Annotated in this window: 14 protein-coding genes and 1 tRNA gene; 5 read left to right on the top strand and 10 right to left on the bottom strand. The window is 56.9% G+C overall.

The genetic code is table 11. The features are described 5' to 3' along the window. Positions 1 to 45: 45 nt before the first annotated feature. A complete protein-coding gene (gene thrC, locus VGK23_01780) occupies positions 46 to 1284 on the bottom strand; it encodes a threonine synthase (GenBank protein ID HEY3419265.1) in 1239 nt (412 codons plus the stop codon). Further along, on the bottom strand, positions 1263 to 2204 hold the full coding sequence (locus VGK23_01775) for a homoserine kinase (protein HEY3419264.1): 942 nt from the start codon (positions 2202 to 2204) through the stop codon (positions 1263 to 1265). Before VGK23_01775 ends, thrC begins: the two co-directional genes overlap by 22 nt. Before the next feature lie 165 nt (positions 2205 to 2369). Between VGK23_01775 and cgi121 the strand changes: the two genes are divergently transcribed. Both cgi121 and VGK23_01765 read left to right on the top strand, forming a co-directional pair. After that, complete coding sequence (gene cgi121 / locus VGK23_01770) at positions 2370 to 2858, top strand: KEOPS complex subunit Cgi121 (GenBank protein ID HEY3419263.1); 489 nt, start codon at positions 2370 to 2372, stop codon at positions 2856 to 2858. A 132-nt stretch (positions 2859 to 2990) separates the two neighbouring features. Next, positions 2991 to 7325 carry a CARDB domain-containing protein gene (locus VGK23_01765; GenBank protein HEY3419262.1) on the top strand — a complete coding sequence of 1445 codons (4335 nt, stop codon included), beginning with the start codon at positions 2991 to 2993 and terminating at the stop codon, positions 7323 to 7325. Positions 7326 to 7359: 34 nt separating this feature from the next. On the opposite strand, the gene VGK23_01760 is transcribed toward VGK23_01765, so the two are convergent. From VGK23_01760 to VGK23_01740, 5 genes are all read right to left on the bottom strand, one after another. Further along, entirely contained in the window at positions 7360 to 7848 is a 489-nt protein-coding gene (locus VGK23_01760; GenBank protein ID HEY3419261.1) for a lipocalin family protein, read from the bottom strand. Positions 7849 to 8059: 211 nt separating this feature from the next. Beyond that, positions 8060 to 8464, bottom strand: a complete 405-nt coding sequence (locus VGK23_01755) for a Zn-ribbon domain-containing OB-fold protein (protein ID HEY3419260.1) — start codon at positions 8462 to 8464, stop codon at positions 8060 to 8062. After that, on the bottom strand, positions 8464 to 9630 hold the full coding sequence (locus VGK23_01750; protein HEY3419259.1) for a thiolase domain-containing protein: 1167 nt from the start codon (positions 9628 to 9630) through the stop codon (positions 8464 to 8466). The genes VGK23_01755 and VGK23_01750 overlap by 1 nt, the downstream gene beginning before the upstream one ends. Continuing rightward, positions 9627 to 10685: a hydroxymethylglutaryl-CoA synthase gene (locus VGK23_01745; GenBank protein ID HEY3419258.1), complete on the bottom strand. Its 1059-nt coding sequence runs from the start codon at positions 10683 to 10685 to the stop codon at positions 9627 to 9629. The genes VGK23_01750 and VGK23_01745 overlap by 4 nt, the downstream gene beginning before the upstream one ends. Before the next feature lie 13 nt (positions 10686 to 10698). Beyond that, the gene (locus tag VGK23_01740) at positions 10699 to 11382 is read right to left on the bottom strand and encodes a helix-turn-helix domain-containing protein (GenBank protein ID HEY3419257.1); all 684 of its coding nucleotides are present in this window, start codon (positions 11380 to 11382) and stop codon (positions 10699 to 10701) included. Between the two features lie 324 nt (positions 11383 to 11706). Here VGK23_01740 and VGK23_01735 point away from each other — a divergent pair, with 324 nt between their 5' ends. Next, positions 11707 to 13044 (top strand): transposase, encoded by a 1338-nt coding sequence (locus VGK23_01735; GenBank protein HEY3419256.1) that lies wholly within the window; start codon positions 11707 to 11709, stop codon positions 13042 to 13044. Positions 13045 to 13073: 29 nt separating this feature from the next. Then, positions 13074 to 13149: transfer RNA gene (locus tag VGK23_01730), tRNA-Pro, on the top strand. Between the two features lie 365 nt (positions 13150 to 13514). Here the strand turns inward: VGK23_01730 and VGK23_01725 are convergent. The 3 genes from VGK23_01725 to VGK23_01715 all read right to left on the bottom strand — a co-directional run bounded on the left by VGK23_01725 (position 13515) and on the right by VGK23_01715 (position 21450). After that, complete coding sequence (locus VGK23_01725) at positions 13515 to 14789, bottom strand: nitrogenase component 1 (GenBank protein HEY3419255.1); 1275 nt, start codon at positions 14787 to 14789, stop codon at positions 13515 to 13517. Between the two features lie 65 nt (positions 14790 to 14854). Continuing rightward, positions 14855 to 16381, bottom strand: coding sequence for a nitrogenase component 1 (locus tag VGK23_01720; GenBank protein HEY3419254.1), 1527 nt, complete (start codon positions 16379 to 16381; stop codon positions 14855 to 14857). Between the two features lie 572 nt (positions 16382 to 16953). Then, the gene (locus VGK23_01715) at positions 16954 to 21450 is read right to left on the bottom strand and encodes a fibronectin type III domain-containing protein (GenBank protein HEY3419253.1); all 4497 of its coding nucleotides are present in this window, start codon (positions 21448 to 21450) and stop codon (positions 16954 to 16956) included. 295 nt (positions 21451 to 21745) lie between these two features. Here VGK23_01715 and VGK23_01710 point away from each other — a divergent pair. Beyond that, the coding region (locus tag VGK23_01710; protein HEY3419252.1) for a cation diffusion facilitator family transporter at positions 21746 to 22151 on the top strand (406 nt) is incomplete at its 3' end.

Here is a 22151-nt window from a genome sequence, read left to right as displayed (position 1 = left end):
TTTCGTTGGCGATTAAATTGCTGGACATGAGGACGGACCGATCGTTCAGTCCTTGGCGTTGATGCACGCCTTGACCGACGCCAGGTCGGCCTTGGCCTGATGCACCTTGCCGAATGACTTGATGATCGTGTCAGGATCCTTGAGCACATGGCCGGTGCAGATGCAGACGACCCGTTCGTCCTTGTCGATCTCGCCCATCTCGGCCAGTTTGAGCATGCCGGCGATGGAGGCGGCGCTTGCTGGTTCCACACCTATTCCCTCAGAACGGCCGAGCACGCGCTGTGCCGAAAGGATCTCCTCATCAGTGACGTCGATGGCGCTGCCTCCGGTGGTATAGATCGCTTTCAACGCTTTCTTTCCCGAAGCCGGGTTCCCTATGCGGATGGCAGTGGCGATGGTCTCCGGGTGGTCCTCCGGTATGAAGTCCGGCGTCCCGTGCCTGTATGCGTCCACGATCGGTGCCGAGCCCGCGGCCTGGACCCCGGTGAGCTTGGGGATCCTATCGATCCAGCCCAGCTGCCGGTACTCGGTGAACGCCTTGTACACCGCCCAGATGTTGGCGGCGTTTCCCACCGGAAGGATGATCCGGTCGGGCAGTTCGAAGTCCAGCTGGTCCATGATCTCGAAGGCCACCGTCTTCTGACCTTCTGGCCGGAACGGGTTGATCGAGTTCAGAAGATACAGTTCGCCCTCCGCCGCCAGCTTCTTCACGATGTTTAGCGCATCGTCGAAGTTGCCGTCGACCGAGATGACCTTGGCACCATAGAACATGGCCTGGGCGAGCTTGCCGGCGGCCACCTTGCCGGAAGGAAGGAGTACGACACACTCCAGCCCGGCCTTGGCAGCGTATGCGGCCAGGGCCGCCGATGTATTGCCGGTGGAAGCGCATCCCACCACCTTGCATCCGAGCTCGACCGCCCGGGTCACCCCGACGGTCATGCCCCGGTCCTTGAAAGAGCCGGTCGGGTTCGCCCCCTCGAACTTGACATAGACCTTGTTCAGCTTGGCCTTGGCGGCCATCGAAAGGCAATCGTACAGGGGGGTGCCCCCTTCCTTCAGGGTGATGGCCTTGGCCTCGCATGCTGGAAGCAGCGGTGCGTACCGCCATACACCGATCGGACGTTTCCTCAGGTCCGCCGGTCTCAGATTGGAGAGCCTTTCCAGGTCCATCTCCACGGTCAGCAGTCCTCCGCAGTGAGGGCAGGCATCAGCGAAGTTGTCCGTTATGACCTTGCCGCACTCGAAGCATTTGATGGAATAGCTCATTCCGATACCCGCCTGCAACCCTCTCCCCAGGTTGTGACCCAGGACAGACAGTCGATGCCATGGTTCTCGAAGAAGGATTGGACCGAACGGGCGATCTCGATCCCGTCGCTGACGTTGATGTCATAGATGGCGCCGATGCATGGTCCGGAGCCTCCCAGGAATGAGGCCAGCGCCCCTCCCTTCAGGGCCGCCGCTTCCGCATCCTTGAGATGCGGCACCATCTGGGAGCGTGCCGGTTCGACGACCACGTCCTTCATGCTGCGGGCTATCAGGTTCACATCCTTATTCGCCATTCCGGCGACCAGCGATGCTGCGTGTCCGACCTGGAATATCAGGCTCTTCAGGTCGATGGACTTGGGAAGAACCTTCCTTGCCTCCCTGGTCGGAACAGCGAAGGATGGAAGCATCGCGACAATGCCGAGGTTCGCCGGCGGATCGACCCGGACGATCTCCAAAGGATCGTAGGAACGGATGATCGTGAAACCGCCCAGCAATGCCGGCCCGGCGTTGTCCGCATGACGACTGCCGGAAGAGGCCTCCTCCCCCAGGGCGGCCGAGAGGACCAGCTTCTCGACCGGGAAAGGCTTCTCCAGCATGAGGTTGGCGGCGTATGCCCCGCCCGCTGCGGAAGCGCCCGAGGAACCCATCCCGCTGGCCGGGCGGATGCCTTTCTTGATGCTCATCCTGAGACCGAAATCCGCGTTGCCCATCTCCAACACCTTCTGGGCGGCGACGGCGGCGGTGTTCCGTGAATTGTCGATCGTGACCCCGTGGGCCCCTATGCCCTCTATCTTCTCCACCCGGACGCCCAGCTCGCTGGTGCGGCGTACCTCTATCAGGTCAGCCGGTTCCTTTAAGGCTATCCCGAAAACATCGAAGCCCGGACCGAGGTTCGCTATGGTTGCCGGAGATCTTACCACGACCTTGTTAAGTGTCATTTTAGGTGCGCTCCATCAAATAAACCGATGAACTAGACGAGCCCACAAAACCCGTTTGCCCTATTAATGCTTTCTAGATGCTGAAGGAGTCTTGACGGGGGGGTTCTGGAGCAGGGCCACAGGGCTGGAAAAACCAATATATACGCACCTGCCGTTGGACAAGACATGAACTCGGTCTTCATACTGGGGGCGAGAGGGGAAGCGTGCGGCGCCGCCGAATTCATGCAGCAGGTCCAGTCGCTTCCCTGCGACGTGCTCCCGATGGACGCGGACAGGGTCTGCGGCAAGGCGCACCTGGAAGCGGCGGTGATCCATGCCAAAAGGGCCATGGAGCAGGGGACCAACGCCTCGACGACGGTGTCCATGGAGACCATGCTCTTCGCGTCTGGCGAACGCCAGATATCCAAGGCCAAGGAGAAGATGGGGGTAAAGGACGGAATGAGGCATTTTGCACTGGTCCTGTTCGATTGCGACGACCCCTCGGAGGTCCTGCGCAGGTTGAAACTGATCAAGGACGACCTTGTCCTACTGCCTTCAAAAGAGAAGGCGGTCGCCTTTGGCATCGACCGGGACGAGCTCAAAACGGTCCCGGAAGGGCAATGGGCGGACCTTGTTCTGGAAAGGGTCGCCTTCGTCGAAATTTTGAAGCGCTGAACTATCTGGACATATTACCATTTAATGGAATCCTGGCAAAAGATATATCAGATACAGGGGTAATCGCAAAGCAACAGCCTTTCCCCATATGGGGGAATGGATGGTCGCATCGGCTTTCGGGTCTGATCTCGTTTGACTGGAGATTACATTAAACAGCTGCAGCTCAAGAAACAAATTGAGCAGAAAGCGAAGGAGGCAGCTAAGAGCCGCGAGGCTGCGGAGGAGAAGCTCGTACAAGCAGAGAACTCCCTGAAGCTCGCCAAGAAGATAGACGCTCCATCCGCAGAGTCTGAGAAATTCTTGACCGAGGCCAGCTCATTTTTCAAGGAAAAGGATTACCGGTCATCGGTCAGCATGTCCACCAAGAGCCTGGAAACATCAAATAAGGCCCAGAGGGACCGGGTCTCATCGATGATCGGGGACGCCGATGAGCTGAGGAACCTGGTGGAGAAAAGAGGGGCGAAGGCCGAAGACCTCGCCCAGATCTCTCAGGAAGCCAGGTCTACATTGGCCAAGGGATTGCTGGAGGACGCCTTTGCCATGTCCAAGGATCTGTGGGACAAGGTGGAGAAGTTCGTCAACCGCTACATGGCCACCGCCTTTGGGGAAGCTCAAACTGTCCTGCTCCTGGCCGAGGGGCAGGGTATCGTGGTCGACGCCGAGCGGAAGGGGCTGGCCGAGGCCCGGGACCTGCTGGAAAAAGAGCAGGTGCCTTCCTCCATGGAAAAGCTGGCATCATGCCTGGAATCGCTGGAGTCGGCACTCACCGATAAATTCCAGACCCGGGCTGACAGCCTGATGGATGTCTCCAGATATCAGCCCGACGTGACAGTGGACCTGTCAAAGGTCGAAAGAACGGTAAAGAAGGCCCAGGGGCAGATGGAGCAAGGCTCGTATGAGGAAGCGTTCGTCACCCTGTCATCGGCCGAAGGCGAACAACAGAAGGCGCTGACCAAAGGATTCGCCACTGAGCTCCAATCCCTCCGCAAGAGGGGGATGGCTCTCAAGGACCACGGGGTCGACATAAAGGACCTCAACTCCACTATCTCTATCCAGAAGGACCTGCTGAAGGATTTCAAGTTCAACGAGGCGCTCGACGGCACGAAACTCGTGAGAGCTGCACTGCATGAGAAGGAGACGGTACTGATATCCGAATCCTTGCTGAAGCTCCGCCCGAAACTGCTCATCGCAAAGCGCCTTGGCATAGACCTTGGCGGTGCGTCGAAGAAGATCGAGGCTGCGAGGGCCGGCCTGTCCGCCTCGGAGATCGATGATGCCATGGCGCAGTTGGCGGCCGCCGAGGAAGAGATAGGGAACGCCCTGAAAGGCCTGGCCGACCTAGAATCTGAGCTCTCCAGGACCAGGACGGCCATGTCCAGGGCGGACGACCTTGGACTGGACACCACCACTTCGAAGAGCTTCATGGACTCGGCAAGGAGGGCCACGCTGTCCCATGAGTTCGTCAGTGCAGCCGGATTGCTACGGGAGGCACAATCGGAGCTGAACAAACAGCTGGAGGAACACTACGCCAAGGACGTGATGGCGATCGAGATCAAGTTCGCCGGAGCGGCGCGCATAGGCGTGGACGTCACCGATGAGAACGGGATGCTGGATAAGATCGTCGACCTCATCAAGAAGGGCGAGTTCACGGTGGCCCCGGAACTGCTCGCCAAATGCTCCGAGACCACGGATTCCAAGCTGCGGTTCCAGGTCCAGAAGGCCCTGGACGAGGGGAGGGCGAACCTGGAATCATACAAGGGATCGATGGACGTCAGCAGCGCCTCGGCGATGCTGGACCAGGCACGCAAGGCGATGGACAAGAACGAGTTCGTTGACGCCTATGACCTGGCGGCGGAGGCGGCCGAGGCATTGAACCGCGAGGAGAAGCAGGCCCTCGAGACCAGGCTGGGAGAGGCCCGTAGCATGCTCGACATCCTCAAGGAGCTCAATTGCGAGAGCGTCACCCTCAAGGACAAAATGGCCAAGGCGGAGGAGATGAGGGCCAAGAACAGCACCATGCAGGCCCTCCGCACCGCCAACGACGTCGTCCAATTCTCCCATTCGATCATCCTTGACGAGCTCACCCGGGAGATGGCCTCCACATCCCGCGCCATCTCATTGGAGCGCAAGAAGGGCGTCGAGGTCATGAAACCCGAGCACCTCCTAGAGGAGGCCGGCCGGGCGTTGAAGGAGGGGGCGTTCCAGAAGGCGTTCGAGAACCTGAAGGATGCGGGAACGAGCCTCAAACAGCTGACCAGCGTCCATGTGGAGATCTACGACCGGATCGTAGAGATCTCCACCCTGCTCGAGGAGGCGGACTCCAAAGGCATCGATACCAGGAAGGCCACGGACCTGCTCCTGAAGACCAAGCGCATGTTCGAGAGCGGCAAGTATGGGGACGCACGCGCCGCCTCCGCGGCCTCATACGCCGAGACCGAGGTCATAGTGGCCCCGTTCATGGCGGCAAGGAGGATCGAGGAGGCCAAGGAATTGGTGATGGCCATGGACACGCTCGGTCTGGACACTTCGTCAGCGATGTCATCGATCCAGGCCGCCACCGAGCTGGAAGGCAAGAACGGCCACCTGACCGCCCTGAAGACGATGAACAGCGGCATCGAACTGATCAGGGGCCAGCTGGCGTCCGGTATCTCGCGGGAGCTCGAGGTATGCAGATCGTTGCTAGAAAGAACCAGGAGCGCCGGGATAGACATCAGCTCACCGCAACAGATACTAACAAAGGCCGCCAGCCTGCTGGCTGAGAAACGGTATCTGGAAGCACTACGGGCGGCACAGATGACCAGGAGCGAGCTGGACCAACTGATGCTCATGGAACAGAAGGCCAATGAACAGATCGAACGGACCATGGCCACCCTCAAGGCGATCCAGGACCTGGGTGTGAACGTCTCGCCGGCCGTCGAGACGTTGAACCAGGCACGCATCATCCAAAAGCAGGGCAATCACCCGCTAGCCATGGAGCTTTCCAAGCGTGCCGTGGACCAGGCGGCCCACCTGATGGACATGATGGCCTCCAGAAAGCTCGACGAGGTCGACGTGAAGATGAGAAGGGAGGAACTGGAAGGGCCGGACCTGGTCATCGTCGACCGCATACGCAAGGACATCAACGAGCGCATCAACCAGCGCCGGTTCCGTGACGTGCTTCCGCTGGTGCGCAACTACGAGGACGAACTGCTTAAGGTGAAGGAGATCAGGGATTCGGTCCAGCGCACCATCGTCGAGGTGCGTTCCAGGTTCGATGAGGCCGCCGCGTCCGGGGTCTATTCAGAGGAACTCAGGCAGCTCATGGCCAAAGCCGAGGAAAAGCTGAAGGATAAGGCCTTCGCAGAGGCCAGCGCTTTGGCCCTCCGGAGCCGCGACGAACTTACCCAATTGCGCGAGATGTTCGAGGCCAGGATGGCGGAGCTGCAATCTCTCAAACATGACTTCCAGTTCCTGGACGAAGGTGATGATCGGACGAACATAGGCATGCTGCTGGACCAGACCGATGAGGCATTGCTTTCCATGGATTTCGAAAGGTCTTCCCTTTACCTGCACCGGGCAAATGCACAGTTCCAGGATGTTGCCCGACGTGAATCCGGCCGTAACCATGCCGAGATGACCAAGCTGTTCAAGCTTCTATCCGAGATCGGTTACGACCGTTCGAAGCTCTCCCCAAGCGTGCTGAAGCTGCAGGAGATCAAGATCGGCACCTTCGGCCCGAAGAACCTGGAAATGCTGACGGTCGGCGTAAGGACGCTGCGTCAGGTGACCCTCGATGAGTTCGATCGGAAACGCAGGAAGGTGTCCGAAGGGATAGAGAAGGCCAGAAGGACCGGCCTGGACGTCAGTGCAAGTGAAGGGCTGTACACCAGCGCCACCGGGGTCCTCCTGATGCAGGACATCGGCGAGGCCTTCCGGACCCTGCAGAAGAGCGAACGCCTGATAGGCGCGGCCACCGCCGCGACGGAGGAGTTCAAGAAGGTCCGTAATAAGCTGAAGGCCGAGCTGGACACGTTGAGGGCGGCCGACATGCCCGTGGTCGCGGCGGAACAGATTCTGAAGAAGGCGGACGCGCTTCGCAACATCGATACCAAACAGGGGATGACGCTACTCCGTGAGGCGATGGCAAAGGTGGAGGAACAGAAGGAGCTCATGATGCCGGACATAGGCATCGACATCGATTTCATGGACGAGCCGAAGAGAGGGGAATGGGCCAAATTCCGCCTGCACGTCACCAATAACGGCATCGCAGCGGCCCGGGAGATCAAACTGGAAATCGTCGGGGATGTCGAGGTGAAGGGGCTGACCGACATCGACCGGTTGCCTAAGGGCGAGAAGAGGACCGTCGATGTCTCGATCTGCCCGAAAAGCTCCGGTTCGATCATGGTCAAACTGATGCTGTCCTGCAAGCCGCTTGTATCTGAGGAGATGGTCGGCTTCGAGTCCGAGCTCGAACTGACGGTCGGGTAGGACGAACGGTCCCTCACCGGTCCGACGACATCATTCATCCGGAACCGACATCCTGTCGATGGCCGTTCTGCTGAGGATCCTTCTCCAGCCTTGATGTGTCGAATCCCTTCTCACCGATGCGCTGGAGCAGTTCGTCATACACGGCAACGTCCATCCGGGGCGTCCGTGAAAGGATCCAGAGGTATTTCCTCGATCCGTCGCCCACGACCGCATATTCGTATTCCTTTCCCAGTTCCAGGATCCAGTAGTCGGCAGCGAAGGGCCAGAAGAAGCTTACCTTCAGCTTGGCATTCGAACCCGTGTCGACCACCCAAGCCTTGCCCTTGGCGGTCCGGTGTCTGCCGCTGAGGTCCCCGACATATCCGCCATTGATGACCTGGACCTTTCCGTTCGGCAGCAGCGAGTAGGTTGCGGTCACTCCCACCAGGCCCTTTTCGAACCTCTGCGGGAATTTCGCGATCTCGTACCATGTTCCCATGTACCTGGTGAGGTCGACGTGCTCCACGGTCTTCAGCTCGGACATTTCGTTCCATCCCGGATCCGATGCCTGTGGCGAAGGATGCCATACCCTTCTAGGTGTTGGGGTGAGATGAAACCTCCGGTCATGGAGCTGTATGGACCGGCCATGCGATCGTTCCCCTGTCGATCCTGTCATGAATGCCCGGAACGCTGTCAGGTTCTTATGGCCGAAACAAATGATGAGGGGTTAAGAGGTTTCGCCGGGATGGTGCCGTTCACTGCCTGACCGGCGCGAACTTGTAGCCATAATGGATCACTCCATCAGGCCCATCCGATCCCAGTTTTCTCATGGTCGCCCTGACCTTCATGCCGATCGAAAGCTCGTTCTGATCGATGTCGATCAGTTGGCCCGTGACCATGACCCCTTCCTTCATCCGGATGATGGCCATGACGTAGGGCTTCTGCATCTCGAACTGGGACGGAGCCTCATGGACCACGGTATAGGAGAAGACCTCTCCCTCACCCTTCAGCTTCAGTGGCACGATCTTCCCGATGGACTTACGGTGACAGGTCGGGCACACTGACCGCGGAGGGAAGTGCACCTTCCCGCAAACGGTGCACTGGGCGCCGGTCATGTTGTAACGCGAGGCGTTCTCCCTCCAGAACCTGGCGGTGGTCATCAGGCCACCCCCAGGATATGGACGACGGCCGTGGCGCCGGTCCCGCCCACGTTCTGCGCCAGTCCGACCTTGGCATCGGCCACCTGGCGCTTTCCAGCCTGGCCGCGCAGCTGGGTGACGACCTCGACGATCTGCGCAACTCCGGTGGCGCCGATCGGATCGCCTCTCGCCTTCAGGCCTCCGGAGGTGTTGATGGCGATCTTGCCGCCGAGCAGCGTCTGCCCGTCCATGGTGGCCTTTCCGCCCTGTCCCTTGGGGAAGAAGCCCAGGTCCTCGATGGCCAATATCTCGGATATGGTGAAGTTGTCGTGCACCTCGGCGAAGTTGACGTCCTTGGCCGTCAGCCGGGCCTGTTTGAACGCGCGTTCCGCCGCGACCCTGGTGGCGTTGAACCCGACGATGCTGCTGCGGTGATGCAATGCCAGCGTGTCCGATGCCTGGCCCGATGCCAGTATCTTGACCGGGGTGTCGGTGTATTTCTTGGCCTTCTCCATCGCGCACAGCACCACTGCCGCCGCCCCGTCAGAGTTGGGGGCGCAGTCGAACATGCCGAGCGGGTCCGAGACCACGGGCGACTTGAGCACCGTATCCAGGCTTATCTCCTTCTGATACTGGGCCTTCGGGTTCAGTGAGCCATGCTTGTGGTTCTTGACCGCCACTTGGGCTATTTGCTCGCGAGTGGTGCCGAAGTCATGCATGTGACGGCGGGCGATCATGGCGTGCAGGGACGGGAAGGTCGCTCCGAAAGTGACCTCCCATTGCTCATCGGCCGCTGATGACTGGATCTCGTTCGACTCGTTGTCGCCGACATCGGTCATCTTCTCCGCTCCGCCCACCACGACGATATCGTGCATGCCGGATGCCACCGCCATGTATCCCTGGCGCAGCGCCAGGCCTCCGGACGCACCGGCCGCCTCCACACGGGTCGCCGGTATGTTGTCCCTGGCCATGCCCGAGTAATCGGCGATCAACGCCGCTACGTGCTCCTGCTGGATGTATCTTCCCGCGGACATATTGCCCACATAGAGGGCATCGATGTCCTCGCCGGACAGGTTGGCATCGTAGACCGCCGCCAATCCTGCCTGTATGCCGATCTCCCGGAACGATAGGTCCCATAGCTCGCCGAACTTGGTGGCGCCTATTCCAATGACTGCAACCTCTCTCACTCGGATCCCTCCTTGAGCCTGATCTTGCCGCGGAACTTAGCATACGTGGCGTAATCGATGAACTTCTTGTTCTCCAGTATCTGCTTGACCGTGGGGGCCTCGTCCCGCCGGTATGCGGCGATCTTGTCCGTGACGGTGATGTCGAAGCCGTCCGCGCCGGCGCCGGACCCATAGGCCACGACGAAGATGCGGTCGCCCGGGCTCGCCACGTCCAGCACCGATGCCAGTCCCAATGGGACGGCTCCGGAGTAGGTGTTGCCGATGACCGGGGTCAACAGTCCTGTCTCGATCTGCTTCTCCGTGAAGCCCAGCTGCTTGGCCACCCGCATGGGGAACTTGCCGTTCGGCTGGTGGAAGATGGCGTACTGATAGTCGGTCGGTTTGGAACCAACCTTGGCCAGCAGGCCCTTGGCCGCTGATGTGATATGCTTGAAATAGGCAGGCTCGCCGGTGAACCTCCCGCCGTGGGACGGATAGGGCTGGCCCTCCCTCCTCCAGAAGTCCGGGGTGTCAGTGGTGTATGAAAAGGTCGAATTGATCCTGGCGATGATCTCGCTGGAACCGATCAGATAGGCCGCGCCGCCGGCCGAAGCGGAGTACTCCAAGGCATCCCCGGGCGCTCCCTGGGAAGTGTCGGCCCCGATGGCCACACCGTACTTTATCATTCCTGAACCAACCAGTCCCATGCACACCTGGATGGCTGCCGTTCCCGCTTTGCAGGCGAACTCGAAATCGGCCACTGTAAGGTTCGGCGAGGCTTCGATGGCCTCGGCGACTATGGTCCCGGTCGGTTTCACCGCGTAGGGGTGGGATTCCGAGCCGACATACAAAGCCCCGATTTCCTGCGGGTTCACATTGGTCCGGCGCATCATGGCGCGTGCCGCCTCCACAGAGATGGTTATAACATCCTCATCGGGGGCCGGGACGGACTTGGAAAAGATCAGAAGGTTCTTCGACATCATTTCCCCATCCGCACCCCAGACCCGGCCGATCTCCTGTGGCCCGATCCTGTACCTTGGCACGTACGCTCCGTAGCTTACAATACCCACATCCATTGAATATTCCTCCTTACTCTATCCGTTCCAACCTCTCCACGAGGGTCTGGATCGGTAACGTAGTCTTGATCAGCGGTAATCCTTCCAGCGTCGCCAGGCGTATGGCCAGGTCGTCCACGTGTTCCGGGCGGTGGTACACTACCAAGGCCGGTTTCATCGGATGCGCCCGTATCGCGATCATTGGAGAACGGCCGAACTTGACCCCAGTGAAGATCAGTGCCCTTTCGCTGCTCCAACCGTAGATCTTCAGGTAGTCCATCGAGCTCAGCGCGGTGATGGCCTTCATCGAATCGATGATCGTGAACCCGTGAATGTCCATATCCAGGCTGACGCTCTTGGTGAGCGGCTCGCCCTCGATCGTCTGGACGAAGTCCGATGCCTTTAAGGACGACTTGAACTCCTTTATGCTGATGATGCAATCGCTCTTCTCGGCCAGGTCGTATTTCTTCAGAATCTTGCCGCCTGACGCTTCATCGAGCGCGATCAGACCATCGACCAGTCTTCTGACGATGACGATCCCGGGAGATCTGCGCCTTCCCGATTCGTAATCGCTGATGACCGACGGGGAAACGCCCATGTACTTTGCCAGCTCCTGCTGGGAGACCCCGAACTCCTCCCTCCACTTCCTGATCGTTTTGCCCGCATCCACGGACAGGACGATCTCGCCAGCCATTTTTTCCCTGAGCTGCTCCCGCATGGAGGCCGGTTAATTCTTGGTCGGTATTTATAATTGACGTAGGTGAGGTACGACAATATGAGAAGTTCGAACTATGTGGATAATAATGAAATGCCGGTCGACTAAGCACCGTTTGCCGGTTACGACGATTCCATATGTAGGCTTTTGGTTGATACGAGGGCAGTTTCAGAGTCCGAAAAATGCCACATAATTACTTTTTTTAGGATATTAATTAGCCAGGCATTCTGAGAGCGGGGGAAAAAGCTAGCCCAGAGTTCCCAGAGGAATCATAGTTTCGGTCACCTCTCACCGTCAGAGTAAAGACCTCGATCGATCCCTTGGTGTTTGAGGTTGGAAGTGTATCGGACCATAACTTTGCGGATCAACCCTCGCTTCGAGGAGGACAAGGCGAGGTTGCTGAAAACGATGCAGATGTTCGCCCAGGCCTACAACATGTCTGCGGAATATGGGTTCGAAAATAAGGAAGCTAGCAAGATCGGTAACTCGATGGCTATGTATAGCAAAATAAGGGAGAACCTTCCTGGCCTGCCTGCTTCAATGGTCCAGACAGCTTGCTTCATGGCCACCGAAGCATTGAAGAGCACGAAATTCGAGGTCTTACCAAAGAAATCCCCCCTGTCCTCAATTAGGTACCCGTGGAGGGGGGCAAGCGTCTATCTGGAGAGCGGATACGCTTCTATTCAGGCATTTGAATTTCGGGTCTTGGCTTCTTTCAAGGTCCCAAAACATTTTGCAAGATACCTTGGTTGGCAGGTTAGGTGTACCTATCTGAGGTTCGAAAATAAATCCAATAACTTCTACCTCCACGTAGTCCTCGAGAACAATGAAATTCCGGAGGCAACGGAACAAGGAGTCTTAGGAATCGACAGAGGCCTTCGTAACCTGGCCGTATGTTCGAATAACAAGTTTTTCAACTCCAGCGAAGTCAAACGGGTCAAAGGAAAATTCGCCTATCTGAGGGCGAAATTGCAAGCAATAGGCACTCATTCTGCAAAGAGAAAACTCAAGAAAATGGCAGGAAGAGAAAGACGGTTCGTTGCTTGTGAGAACCACCGCGTCGCAAAGCAGATAGTATCGATGCCCTTTGGAACATTCGTGCTGGAAGACTTGACCGGCATAAGATCTAAACGTTCCCCAATATGGCAAGTACGCCGCGATCTGACGGTATGGCCATATTGGGAGTTACAGAAAGATATTGAGTATAAGGCCGAGGAGCTGGGTAAAGAAGTTCTAGTGGTGAACGGAATGTTCACATCCCAGAAATGTTCAAAATGCGGAAATACCAACCGTAAGAGTCGAAAAGGCCCTAACTTCAAGTGCGTTGAGTGCAGCTTTCAGATGGATGCGGATCTGAATGCAGCCAGGAACATCGCCCAAATCGGTATATCTGAATTGGGTAGGCTACAAGCCAGTAAGCCAAATGCGACAAGCGGTGAATCCGGGTCTATTCGGGGACCCGAGGAAGAGGAGGAGCTTAGTTGCAAGTCTGTAATGCCACCTGAAACTCGGGCAATCGCCACGGCAGACAACTGGCACTCGTTGAAAGGAAAATCCTTTGGATCAACCTTAGCTTTCACACTTGAGTGTGGTTGGACGGGAACAAGGCTCGGAGGATATAAACCAAGCAAGAGGGAAATGGAGGAGAGGCAGATAGGTTTTTAATACTCGTATCTATTCCCCATTATCCCACTGGGTCTGTGGTGTAGCTTGGTAACATTGTAGGTTCGGGACCTATAGCCCCCGGTTCAAATCCGGGCAGACCCACCACTTTTCCTATCCAGTACCCTTATTCTCCAGAACTAGGATTATTATCCCATCTGGATGTGTTCAGGATACTGTGATTAATACGCTAGATGGCCTCTCTCGAGTAAACAGGTCATACTCATCGTCGTTGCTGCGTCCGCTCTGGATCTGCTCAACGGCATCCTTGAGAAAAACAATGTTGTCCTAACTGACCGTCATGTGGGCAGATCAGTCGATTGTATCCGCCTATCTTGACAGCACAAGTTCCATTCTTCAAAGCCAGTCACCTCGAATGAATGTTATTCGAATCCCACGAATGAAAAGGGGTATGAAAATAGTTTGAAAGGGCGTGTCCTTCCTGCCGTTTGTTCCAGCCAATTGCTCCGGTTTCACGCGCTCCCACTTATGGCAGTTGTGAATATCTTCTCCATGAACAGCAACGCGCCTCGGTATCCAACGTACGAACCGGACAGTACCACCTCATATGAAGCGGGGAAGCTGACCTCCACCACGGTGGCCTTCAGCTCCTTTGCTACGTACCTGTCCCAGGTCGTTCCGAAGATCATGGCCGGTTTCTCAGCCGAGTTCTTCAGTTCACTCGATATGTGATAACCGTCCTCGATGAACTTGAGGTCCAGGGAGATGTCATCCGAGATGTGTCTGAATTCATTGCTGATCATCTCACGGTATTCCTCCGGGGGATTTTCCGTGGCGATGACCAAAGATGGTATGAGGCCGAGCTGATTGACCGCGAACCTGGTTATGGCCAATCCATATGAGCTGTCCGTGACCACGGCAAATCTGGACGGGATTCCCCACCAGTACTCCGAATAGAAATCGGAGAACTGCTCCAGGTACTTGTAGAACTCAGTTTCCTCGGAGGTGACGAACTCCTCGGTCCGTTTCGGGTCAAGACCAGCGAACTCGGAGACCGTCTCCAGGAATTTCCTTGACTCCAACGACCCGATCGGTATCGATGGGATGTGCAGATATGGCTGTCCATATTTCTCATTGAGGTGCTCCGCCACCGAGAGCCCATACCAGGAGGATATCACCAGGTTGAACTGGGCGCGTGGTATCGACCTCCATTCGGAAACGCCATTGCAGCTGTTGCCGAACAAAATGTTGACCTTGAGCCCGATACCTTCCAGTATCCTCTTTATCTCTGCGAGGTCCCCTCTCCAGTGCACATCCTGATAGGGCAACACCGCCCACACATTGACAAGTCCCTGTTCTCTCTCCCCACTATAGTCTCCGACATACTGGTCGATGATGGCCTTTGCTATCGACTCGTGGCCGATGAAGTTGTTCCCTTTGAATCCGCCTGTCGCCGCATATACCACCGGAACTCCTTTTTTCTGGAACTTCTCGACCACTGCCCCGACATCATCACCGACGATGTCGGCGATGCACCCGGTGGTAACGACGTAGAGATCTCCGTCCAATACCTTGACGGATGCCTGGATCAATTGCCTTAGTTTCTCCGCACCTCCGAAGACGACCTCCTCCTGCGTCGCGTTAACGCTCGGTGGAATGGCCCCGCCGAAGCGCCCGCTCCCCTGGTACCCGCTCATGTGCGCGAGACTGGTATACTGTTTGTCAGCGCATCCGGGACCGGAGTCCGCTATGGGCACCACCCCGGGGATAGCCACCACGGAATACATCGCTCCCAATGCACATCCGTATCTGACCTGGCTTATCGAATCCGACCTTGCGTTCGGCTACTTGGTCACTGTGACCCCTCCCAGATTATCTCCGGATGTTTTGCCATGATGTTCGGGTCCGTCTGCTCCAGCCACCATTTCGAATAGGGAGAGATCGTATGTTTGGCAACGTCCTTATGGAAGGTCTTCCGTTTCAATATCTCTAGCACGATGTTTCCCAGATTCAGGATGCCTTCATAGCCGACCGCTACATGCTCGTCTCCCAATGGTGCGGCCGGTATCCCCAAGCGGGAGGCCGTGGGCGCCAATCCGTTGTGCCTGATCAAAATGAAATCGGGGTTGACCTTCTTTAGGAGCGTATAGAACTGATACGGCTGCCTCAGGCTCACCAGGAAGTTCGGCACGTCGCCGTAATTTTTCACCAGCTGTGCCAAGGAATCCTGTTGTGGATCGCCGCTGTCGTATATCGGATCATGATGGAACACCAAGGAGCCGTCGACCTGTATGTCAAGTTCCTTCAGGACGGAGATGAGGCCATGGGAATACGCGGACCCCGTGGCGACCAATCCCTTGACATCCACCAGCTTCTTCTTCAATTCGGCAATCTTGGGTTTCACCCGCTCATGTTCTCTCGCGATGTACTCCTCGGCCAATTTCTCCCGGTGCGTCAGCTCGGCAAGACCTCTGATCCAGGCATCCGTTCCGGCTATGCCGTAGGGTTGAGGTGACTTGAGATATGGAATCCCAAAGCTCTGTTCGAGGCCCTCCCCAAGATATGTGCCAAGCGTGTTGCAGAATCCCACCGTGGCGGCTGCCTCTGACATTTGGGCAAGTTCCTCGACGGTCGCCATATCCACCACGTAATTGACGCGCAGGTTGAGGTTCTTGAGCATGGGTGAGAAAACGTCCGACCCCCAAAGGTTGATCACGTTGACTAGGTCCTCCTGCTTCCTCTTCGGATCTCTGGTCACGATCTGCCTCAATATCCCGTGCTGCGTGGCATCGAAGCCTGTGCTCCAGTGTTTGGACCTGAATCCTTCGCAATAGAGGGGCATAACCGGGATTCCAAGACTTTTCGTGTATTCCGATGCGACGCTATCCACATCGTCTCCGATAATGCCAGAGGCACATGAGGTCCCGATGAATATCGCTTTTGGGTGATAGTGGTCCCATACATCCTCGACCGTTCCCCGGAGCTTAGCCGATCCTCCAAATACGACATCGCCCTCGTCCATGTTGGTACAGACGATATTCACGTTCTCAACTGGCAACCCTCTTATTGCCAGACCATTTCTGTAGATCGAGTTGAACACGCTTTGTGAGGTGGCGCACCCTATCGGCGCATGCTGTATCAGCACAGCCCCTCTTACATTCCCCGCCTGGCACTCGACCATCTGTTCGCTGCATGTCGAACCTTGAGTGAACGGTCCTTTGTAATCGCAGAGGCTGCACCTCTTTCCATTCCCATCACACTTTTGTGAACGGCGCGATTCCTTGACAAGGTCAGATGCCGATCCGCTCCAACTAATAACTGTGCCCAACCGCTGCTCTCGACTTTCCACTGTCGTCGTGTCCAAATTGATCTTTGACATTTTTGTCCCTCCATGATTTGAAATTATGATTTGGATTGTCTAATTATTATTCTTTTATGAATATTCATATCGCCGGAACACATGTCCCGAGATTGGACGTATTCCCATGTCAGATGCTGCGCTATCTTTTTTCAATATAAGTAAACAATTGTTAACATTATTCATAATAGACTAATTGCCTTAACCTAGTCTGGCATCGATGTCATTTCCAAGCCAGCATCCGATGTCATGTCAGAGACCTTTCGGCCACCCTTGGGGACCTGATCGAAGTAGGTAGCCGAAGCGGTCACTGAACGTGCCGAAGGTCGCTAGGCGTGGACCATGCGTTGGTAGGTGTCTATCGAATGCGGCTGTTAACGGCGTTCTTCCTAATGCCGTGCAGTGACCATACACCATATTTCTACAAATGATGAGCAAGGCTACTGGTTATTGACGGATACGGACAGACCTGCTTTCGATTCATGATTCTGCCAGGAAATGTTCTATTCTACCGACTTGATTTTTACAACTGGTGGATATTGATTGAGCATGAAGAGATAAAAAAAGTTGAAAAAAAAGGTTTGGAGAATCTCTTACTGTTCCTTCTTCCTTCTCCTTGCTACCAGGAACAACACCAAGATCGCTGCGAACGCCAACAATGCCGCGATCGGAAGGAACAGGTCCGTTCCTGCCGCCTTCGCCGGAAGCGTGACCCCGGTGCTTTGGGACGCTTCGAACCCGGCCAGGTCGCCGTAGACCGCCTGCACCCTATAGTTGGCAGTTCCATCCGGAGCGGTCGTGTCCGTATACGTCCTTGCCTCACTGTCGTTAACCATGGCGATCAGGACCTCATTGCCGGACGCATCGATACGGTAGATGGCGAAGCTGGACACCGGACCGCTCGTGGCGTTCGCGACAGGCATGTCCCATTTGATGACCGCACTGCTGCCGCTGCGCTCAATATTCACGCTGGTCGGGGCTGGTGGCGGATACAACGAGGTGGCCGACACGGAGATACCGGCACCTTCACCCTCGGCATTGCTGCAGGAGACCTTATACCAGTATTCGATGCCCTGGACACCCGATTCATCCGTATACTTGAGCAGAGTGACATTCGCGATCTTAACCATCGTTCCTGCGGTCGTCCCGCGGTAAACGTTGTATCCTTCGATCGTCAGGCCACCATTGCCTAATGGAGCTGACCAGGATAGCGCCACTTTGCCCACTGCCGGGGTGGCCGTAATATCGGCCGGTAACCCAGGGACGGTCGCAGGGGTAGCGGTCGCCACCGAGCTCAAGGTTCCGTTTCCGCGGACGTTGACCGCGGCCACCCGGAAGAAGTAGGGCAGGCCGTTCGTCAGACCGTCAAAGGTGAACTTTGTGCCCGACACGGCAATACGGTATGTCTCGGACCCTTCCGCAGAGCCGCAATACAACGCATAGCCAGATATCACAGAACCGCCATCATTGGACGGAGCGGTCCAGCTCAGGGAGACGTTGCTGTTCCCTCTGATCGCGATAACGCCGGTCGGCGCTGTCGGAGCCGCAGAGGGAGTGGCAGAGAGCTCTCCGCTCATTTCGCCGAGGCCCAACGAACTGATCGCCTGGACCTTGTAGATGTATCCTAGACCGTTCACCAATGAGGAATCATTGAAGAACGTGAGCGGTCCGAGCGTCTGGTACGGGGTCAGCTCCCCGGTTGCAATGCCGCGGTACAGTTTGTATCCCAGCACAGTGGAGTCCGAGGACGGAGTCGACCACGATACATTGACCCATCCATCCCCCGAGGTTAGGCTTATCGTAGGAGCGTACGGCGGACCGAACGTCATTCCCGAGATGATATCGCTGTACGATCCGTTCCCGGCAATGTTGTAGGCCAGCACCCTGACAGAGTAGGCTGTGGCATTCTCCAGGCCGAGGAACAGATGGCTCATGGCCAGCCCTGCATCGATGTACGATGTCTCGCCGCCCGCATACGCCTGGAACGAGATCCAGTATCCGGTGACGCTGGCGCCGTTGTCGTGTGCCGGTGCGGACCAGGATATCGTAACGTTCCTCAACCCGCCAGTAACCGTGACTCCGGTGGGCGCCGAGGGCGTGTTGTACGGAATTGCCGTCGCGTTCCCCGATAACGGGCTTTCATAGCCGACGTTGAACGATGTGATCGCATAGGAGTAATTTGTGCCGTTGACCACGGCGCGGTCGTCATACGTCAGCAGCCTGGACATGAGAGAGCCGCCCCGTGGCCTTTCCGCGGCCACCTCCTTCAGGAGTGTTTTCGACCCGTCATCGACGGCGCGGTAGATACGGTATCCCAGAAGGACCGAGTTGCCATCATTGGTGGAACTGGCCCATGCCAGGTGCACATATCCGAGCTCTGGGGTGGCGGTGAACATCCAGGGGGCGTTAGGCTGGTAAATGGTGGACTCCTGCACCTGGACTGACAACGGACCTTCGCCCGCCAGATTTGAGGCTGCGATCCGGTATCCGTAGACGACCCCGATCTCAGCGGTCGTATCGACGTAATTTGTGACGTTGCCGATGGTGTCGAGGAGGCGCTCATCACCGTCCAGGGAACGGTAGACCAGGTAATGCTGGATCCCGCCGCCCATGTATAGAGGGGCGCTCCATTGCAGTGATATCTGCCCTATCCCGCCGTTGACCCAAATATCGAGCGGAGCGGTCGGCAAGCCGGGCAGGGTCGCCGAGACCTCGTCCGATGGCAGTCCTTCTCCGACCACGTTGACCGCTTTCAAGACGTAGTAATAGGTGTTGCCATTTATCGCCGTGGTGTCATTATATGAAAGTACCAGGCCGGCATCGGATAGGAGCGATTCGGCCCCGGGGGACGCGGACCGGTACACTTGGTAGCCGGTCAAAGGCGTGTTACCGGTGAATGACGGTGCCGACCAGACGAGGTTCACGTATCCGTTGCCGGACGTCACCGCCGATATGGCCGGTGCGTTCGGAAGGGAGAAAGAGGTTGCCATTGCCTGGCCTGACCGCGAACCCACTCCGGCCCAGTTCTGACCGAGGACCCAGTAGGACCAGGTCTCATTCATGCCGACGGTATCGTCGTATGTGGTGACATTGCCTACGGTGGTGTGCAGAGTTGCGTCACCCCAGGTCGATCCGCGGTAGACCTGGTAGTTGAGAATGCCTCCGCCGATGGCAACCGGTTGGTTCCAGGTGACGGTGATCTTGAAAAGACCACCGATGGCATGGATGTTGGTCGGGGAACCAGGCGTGGTGGCCGGGACGATCGAGTACGTGACGTTCGATCCGGCTCCCACGGCGTTATGCGCATGAACGGAGTAATAGTACGTGTGTCCGTTGATCAGGGGACGGTCGATCCAGGTGCAGTTTGCGCCGGTGTTGCCGACCAGATAGGTCTCGCTCCCGGCCGAGATGCCACGGTAGATGCAGTAGTACGTGATTCCGCTACGTCCATTGGATGAGGGCGGTGTCCAAGACAGCGTCGTTTGCCCATCGTCCGAAATGATCATCAGGTCCTCGACCGCTCCCGGGACGGTGGGGGTCTGCGCATGGACCTCTGAACTGTATGGCCCCCGTGCATCGGAATTGTTGGCGGCGACGGCGATGTAGTATGTGGTGTTCCGGGCCAGTCCCGTGATGGTGTAGCTGGTCAGCAATCCTGAGCTTGCAGAATTGGTATGGGCCCCCGGGGAGGTCCCCCAGAAGATCCAGTATGCCTCGATCGGGGAACCGCCGGTGGAGTTGGGGGCGTTCCATGAGACCAGTATCGTGCCCGCTCCGGGGGCTAGGTTCACGGTGAACGGCTCGGATGGGGCCAGGGCATAATTGACGGTGATGGTGTTCGACTTCGGCCCGTCGATATATGGGTAAGTGACGTTGTTGCAGGCCATAACGGAATATTGGTATCGGTTGCCTAGCTGGACATAGGTATCGTTATAGCTATGTATTCCGCCCTCCACGTAGTCGAATTGCTCTACCCATCCCAATCCATCCGACTCGTTGAGACGGTTTATATCATAGTATGTGATGGGAATACCTCCGTCACTGACGGGGGCTTCCCAGGTCAATGTGATCTTCCCCGATCCCATGACACCCTGAAGGTTTAGCGGGGCGCTTGGGAAGGTGGCGAAGGTTATCGATATCTCCGGACATTTGTGGCCAACGCCATTGGAGTTCACGGCGGCCACCTGATAGTAATAGGTCTCACCGAGTTCGACGGTATCGTCCTCATATAACAGGCCGGCATCCGTGGTGGAGCCGATCAGCGATTCCGACCCGGAAGTGGTCGACCGATAGATGTTATAGTGGGTTATGACCGAACCGCCATTGTTCCCTGGGGCGTCCCAGGTCAGCATGATGCTGTTCTCTCCTGGAGTGCACACTAGGTTCTGTGTCTCTGCAGGCTTTCCCGGGGGCACTGTGACGGAACCCTCATTGGATTTCGGTCCTATGTAGCCATTGAAGGCGGCGACCTTGTAGAAATAGGTCTGGCCGCCTCCGACCGTGAGATCAGTGAAGGATGTGGCGGAGCCTGAAGTGGTTGCTAGCTCGACCTCCGTCCCCGAAGTCGTGGAACGGTAGATGGTATAGTTGCTTATGGTGCCTCCGCCCAGAGAGGCAGGTGCACTCCAGGAAAGGGAGACATTTCCAGCGTCGTTGGAGCACGCCAGGGCCGTGGGGGCGCCGGGATAACCGACCGAAGTGAACGGGCCCACCCAGGCCGAATACTGGAATTCCGAACCGCCATAATATGCGGAGACCTGGAAATACATCGAATAGCCTGGTGTGAGGGGGGAGGGTGTGCCGGGTTCGCATCTGTGTGTCTGCTGATAGGTCAGTTGGTTCCCTTGGGCCGAGCCGCTCATATAAGACCCCTCGCCGGGACCGGTACCCATGACCACGTTGCTGTAAATGTAATAATAGAGCGGAGTACCCGGTGCCGCCGTCCAACTGACGTCGATATATCCTACGCCGCCAACCCCCGTCGGTGTTCCGGGAGGTCCGACCTCGGCGGCGTCCGCCTCCTCCGATATCAAGGACAATCCAGTTAGCAACAACGCTAGGCTCAGCAATAATATGGCGATCTTCTTCATATCTTAACCTCAGGACCTGTTCGATCCGACTGACCGACCAAAGACTGCCTAGCCTTACGCAGACTGCTGCTCAGCGGTGAGCGATCGATCTGGCACATCGAGACGGATGAAACACATGATAAGATGAGGAATCGCTTATGAACCTGAGCGACTGGCTACGACCTGTGATAATTATCGCATCCGATATCAGACCGGGTGATTCAAATAGGAATGTAAGATTCCGGCCTTTCGATCCCCATTCTGATATATTTGAGAGCCAGTAAAACGTTAATATCCAACCTACTTTGACTCACATGTGCACAAGACCCGGATAGCGATGCTAGCCATCGTGGTAGGCATCTTCATTTTCCTGCTGAAGCTCGCGGCATATTTCACCTCCAACTCAGTGGCATTGCTCTCCGACGCTCTGGAGTCGATCATCAACATCGTGGCCTCCATCATGATGTTCGCCGCACTGTCCATTGCTGCCAAGGCCGAGGATGAGGGTCACAAGTATGGCCACCAGAAGGCGGAGAACATATCCGCCCTGGTGGAGGGCGTGCTTATCATTGTGGCAGCCGTCCTGATCATCGAAGCTTCGGTAGGCCGCATATTCGATCCGGTGGGTTTCGAGGACGTGAACCTTGGCATCATCATCTCCCTGGGAGCCACCTCCTTGAACGGCATATTGGCCACGATTATGCTGAGGGAATCGAAAAAGA

This window comes from Methanomassiliicoccales archaeon (assembly GCA_036504055.1).
Lineage (GTDB): Archaea > Thermoplasmatota > Thermoplasmata > Methanomassiliicoccales > UBA472 > DASXVU01.
This window is presented reverse-complemented; position numbering and strand designations above follow the sequence as displayed.

Excerpts from the sequence above, each read along its gene's own strand:
- cgi121 (HEY3419263.1), top strand. The coding sequence starts at position 2,370 with ATGAACTCGGTCTTCATACTGGGGGCGAGAGGGGAAGCGTGCGGCGCC.
- VGK23_01760 (HEY3419261.1), bottom strand. The coding sequence starts at position 7,848 with ATGTCCGAGCTGAAGACCGTGGAGCACGTCGACCTCACCAGGTACATG.
- VGK23_01755 (HEY3419260.1), bottom strand. The coding sequence starts at position 8,464 with ATGACCACCGCCAGGTTCTGGAGGGAGAACGCCTCGCGTTACAACATG.
- VGK23_01720 (HEY3419254.1), bottom strand. The coding sequence starts at position 16,381 with ATGTCAAAGATCAATTTGGACACGACGACAGTGGAAAGTCGAGAGCAG.
- VGK23_01715 (HEY3419253.1), bottom strand. The coding sequence starts at position 21,450 with ATGAAGAAGATCGCCATATTATTGCTGAGCCTAGCGTTGTTGCTAACT.
- VGK23_01740 (HEY3419257.1), bottom strand. The coding sequence starts at position 11,382 with ATGCGGGAGCAGCTCAGGGAAAAAATGGCTGGCGAGATCGTCCTGTCC.
- VGK23_01725 (HEY3419255.1), bottom strand. The coding sequence starts at position 14,789 with ATGTATTCCGTGGTGGCTATCCCCGGGGTGGTGCCCATAGCGGACTCC.
- VGK23_01745 (HEY3419258.1), bottom strand. The coding sequence starts at position 10,685 with ATGGATGTGGGTATTGTAAGCTACGGAGCGTACGTGCCAAGGTACAGG.
- VGK23_01775 (HEY3419264.1), bottom strand. The coding sequence starts at position 2,204 with ATGACACTTAACAAGGTCGTGGTAAGATCTCCGGCAACCATAGCGAAC.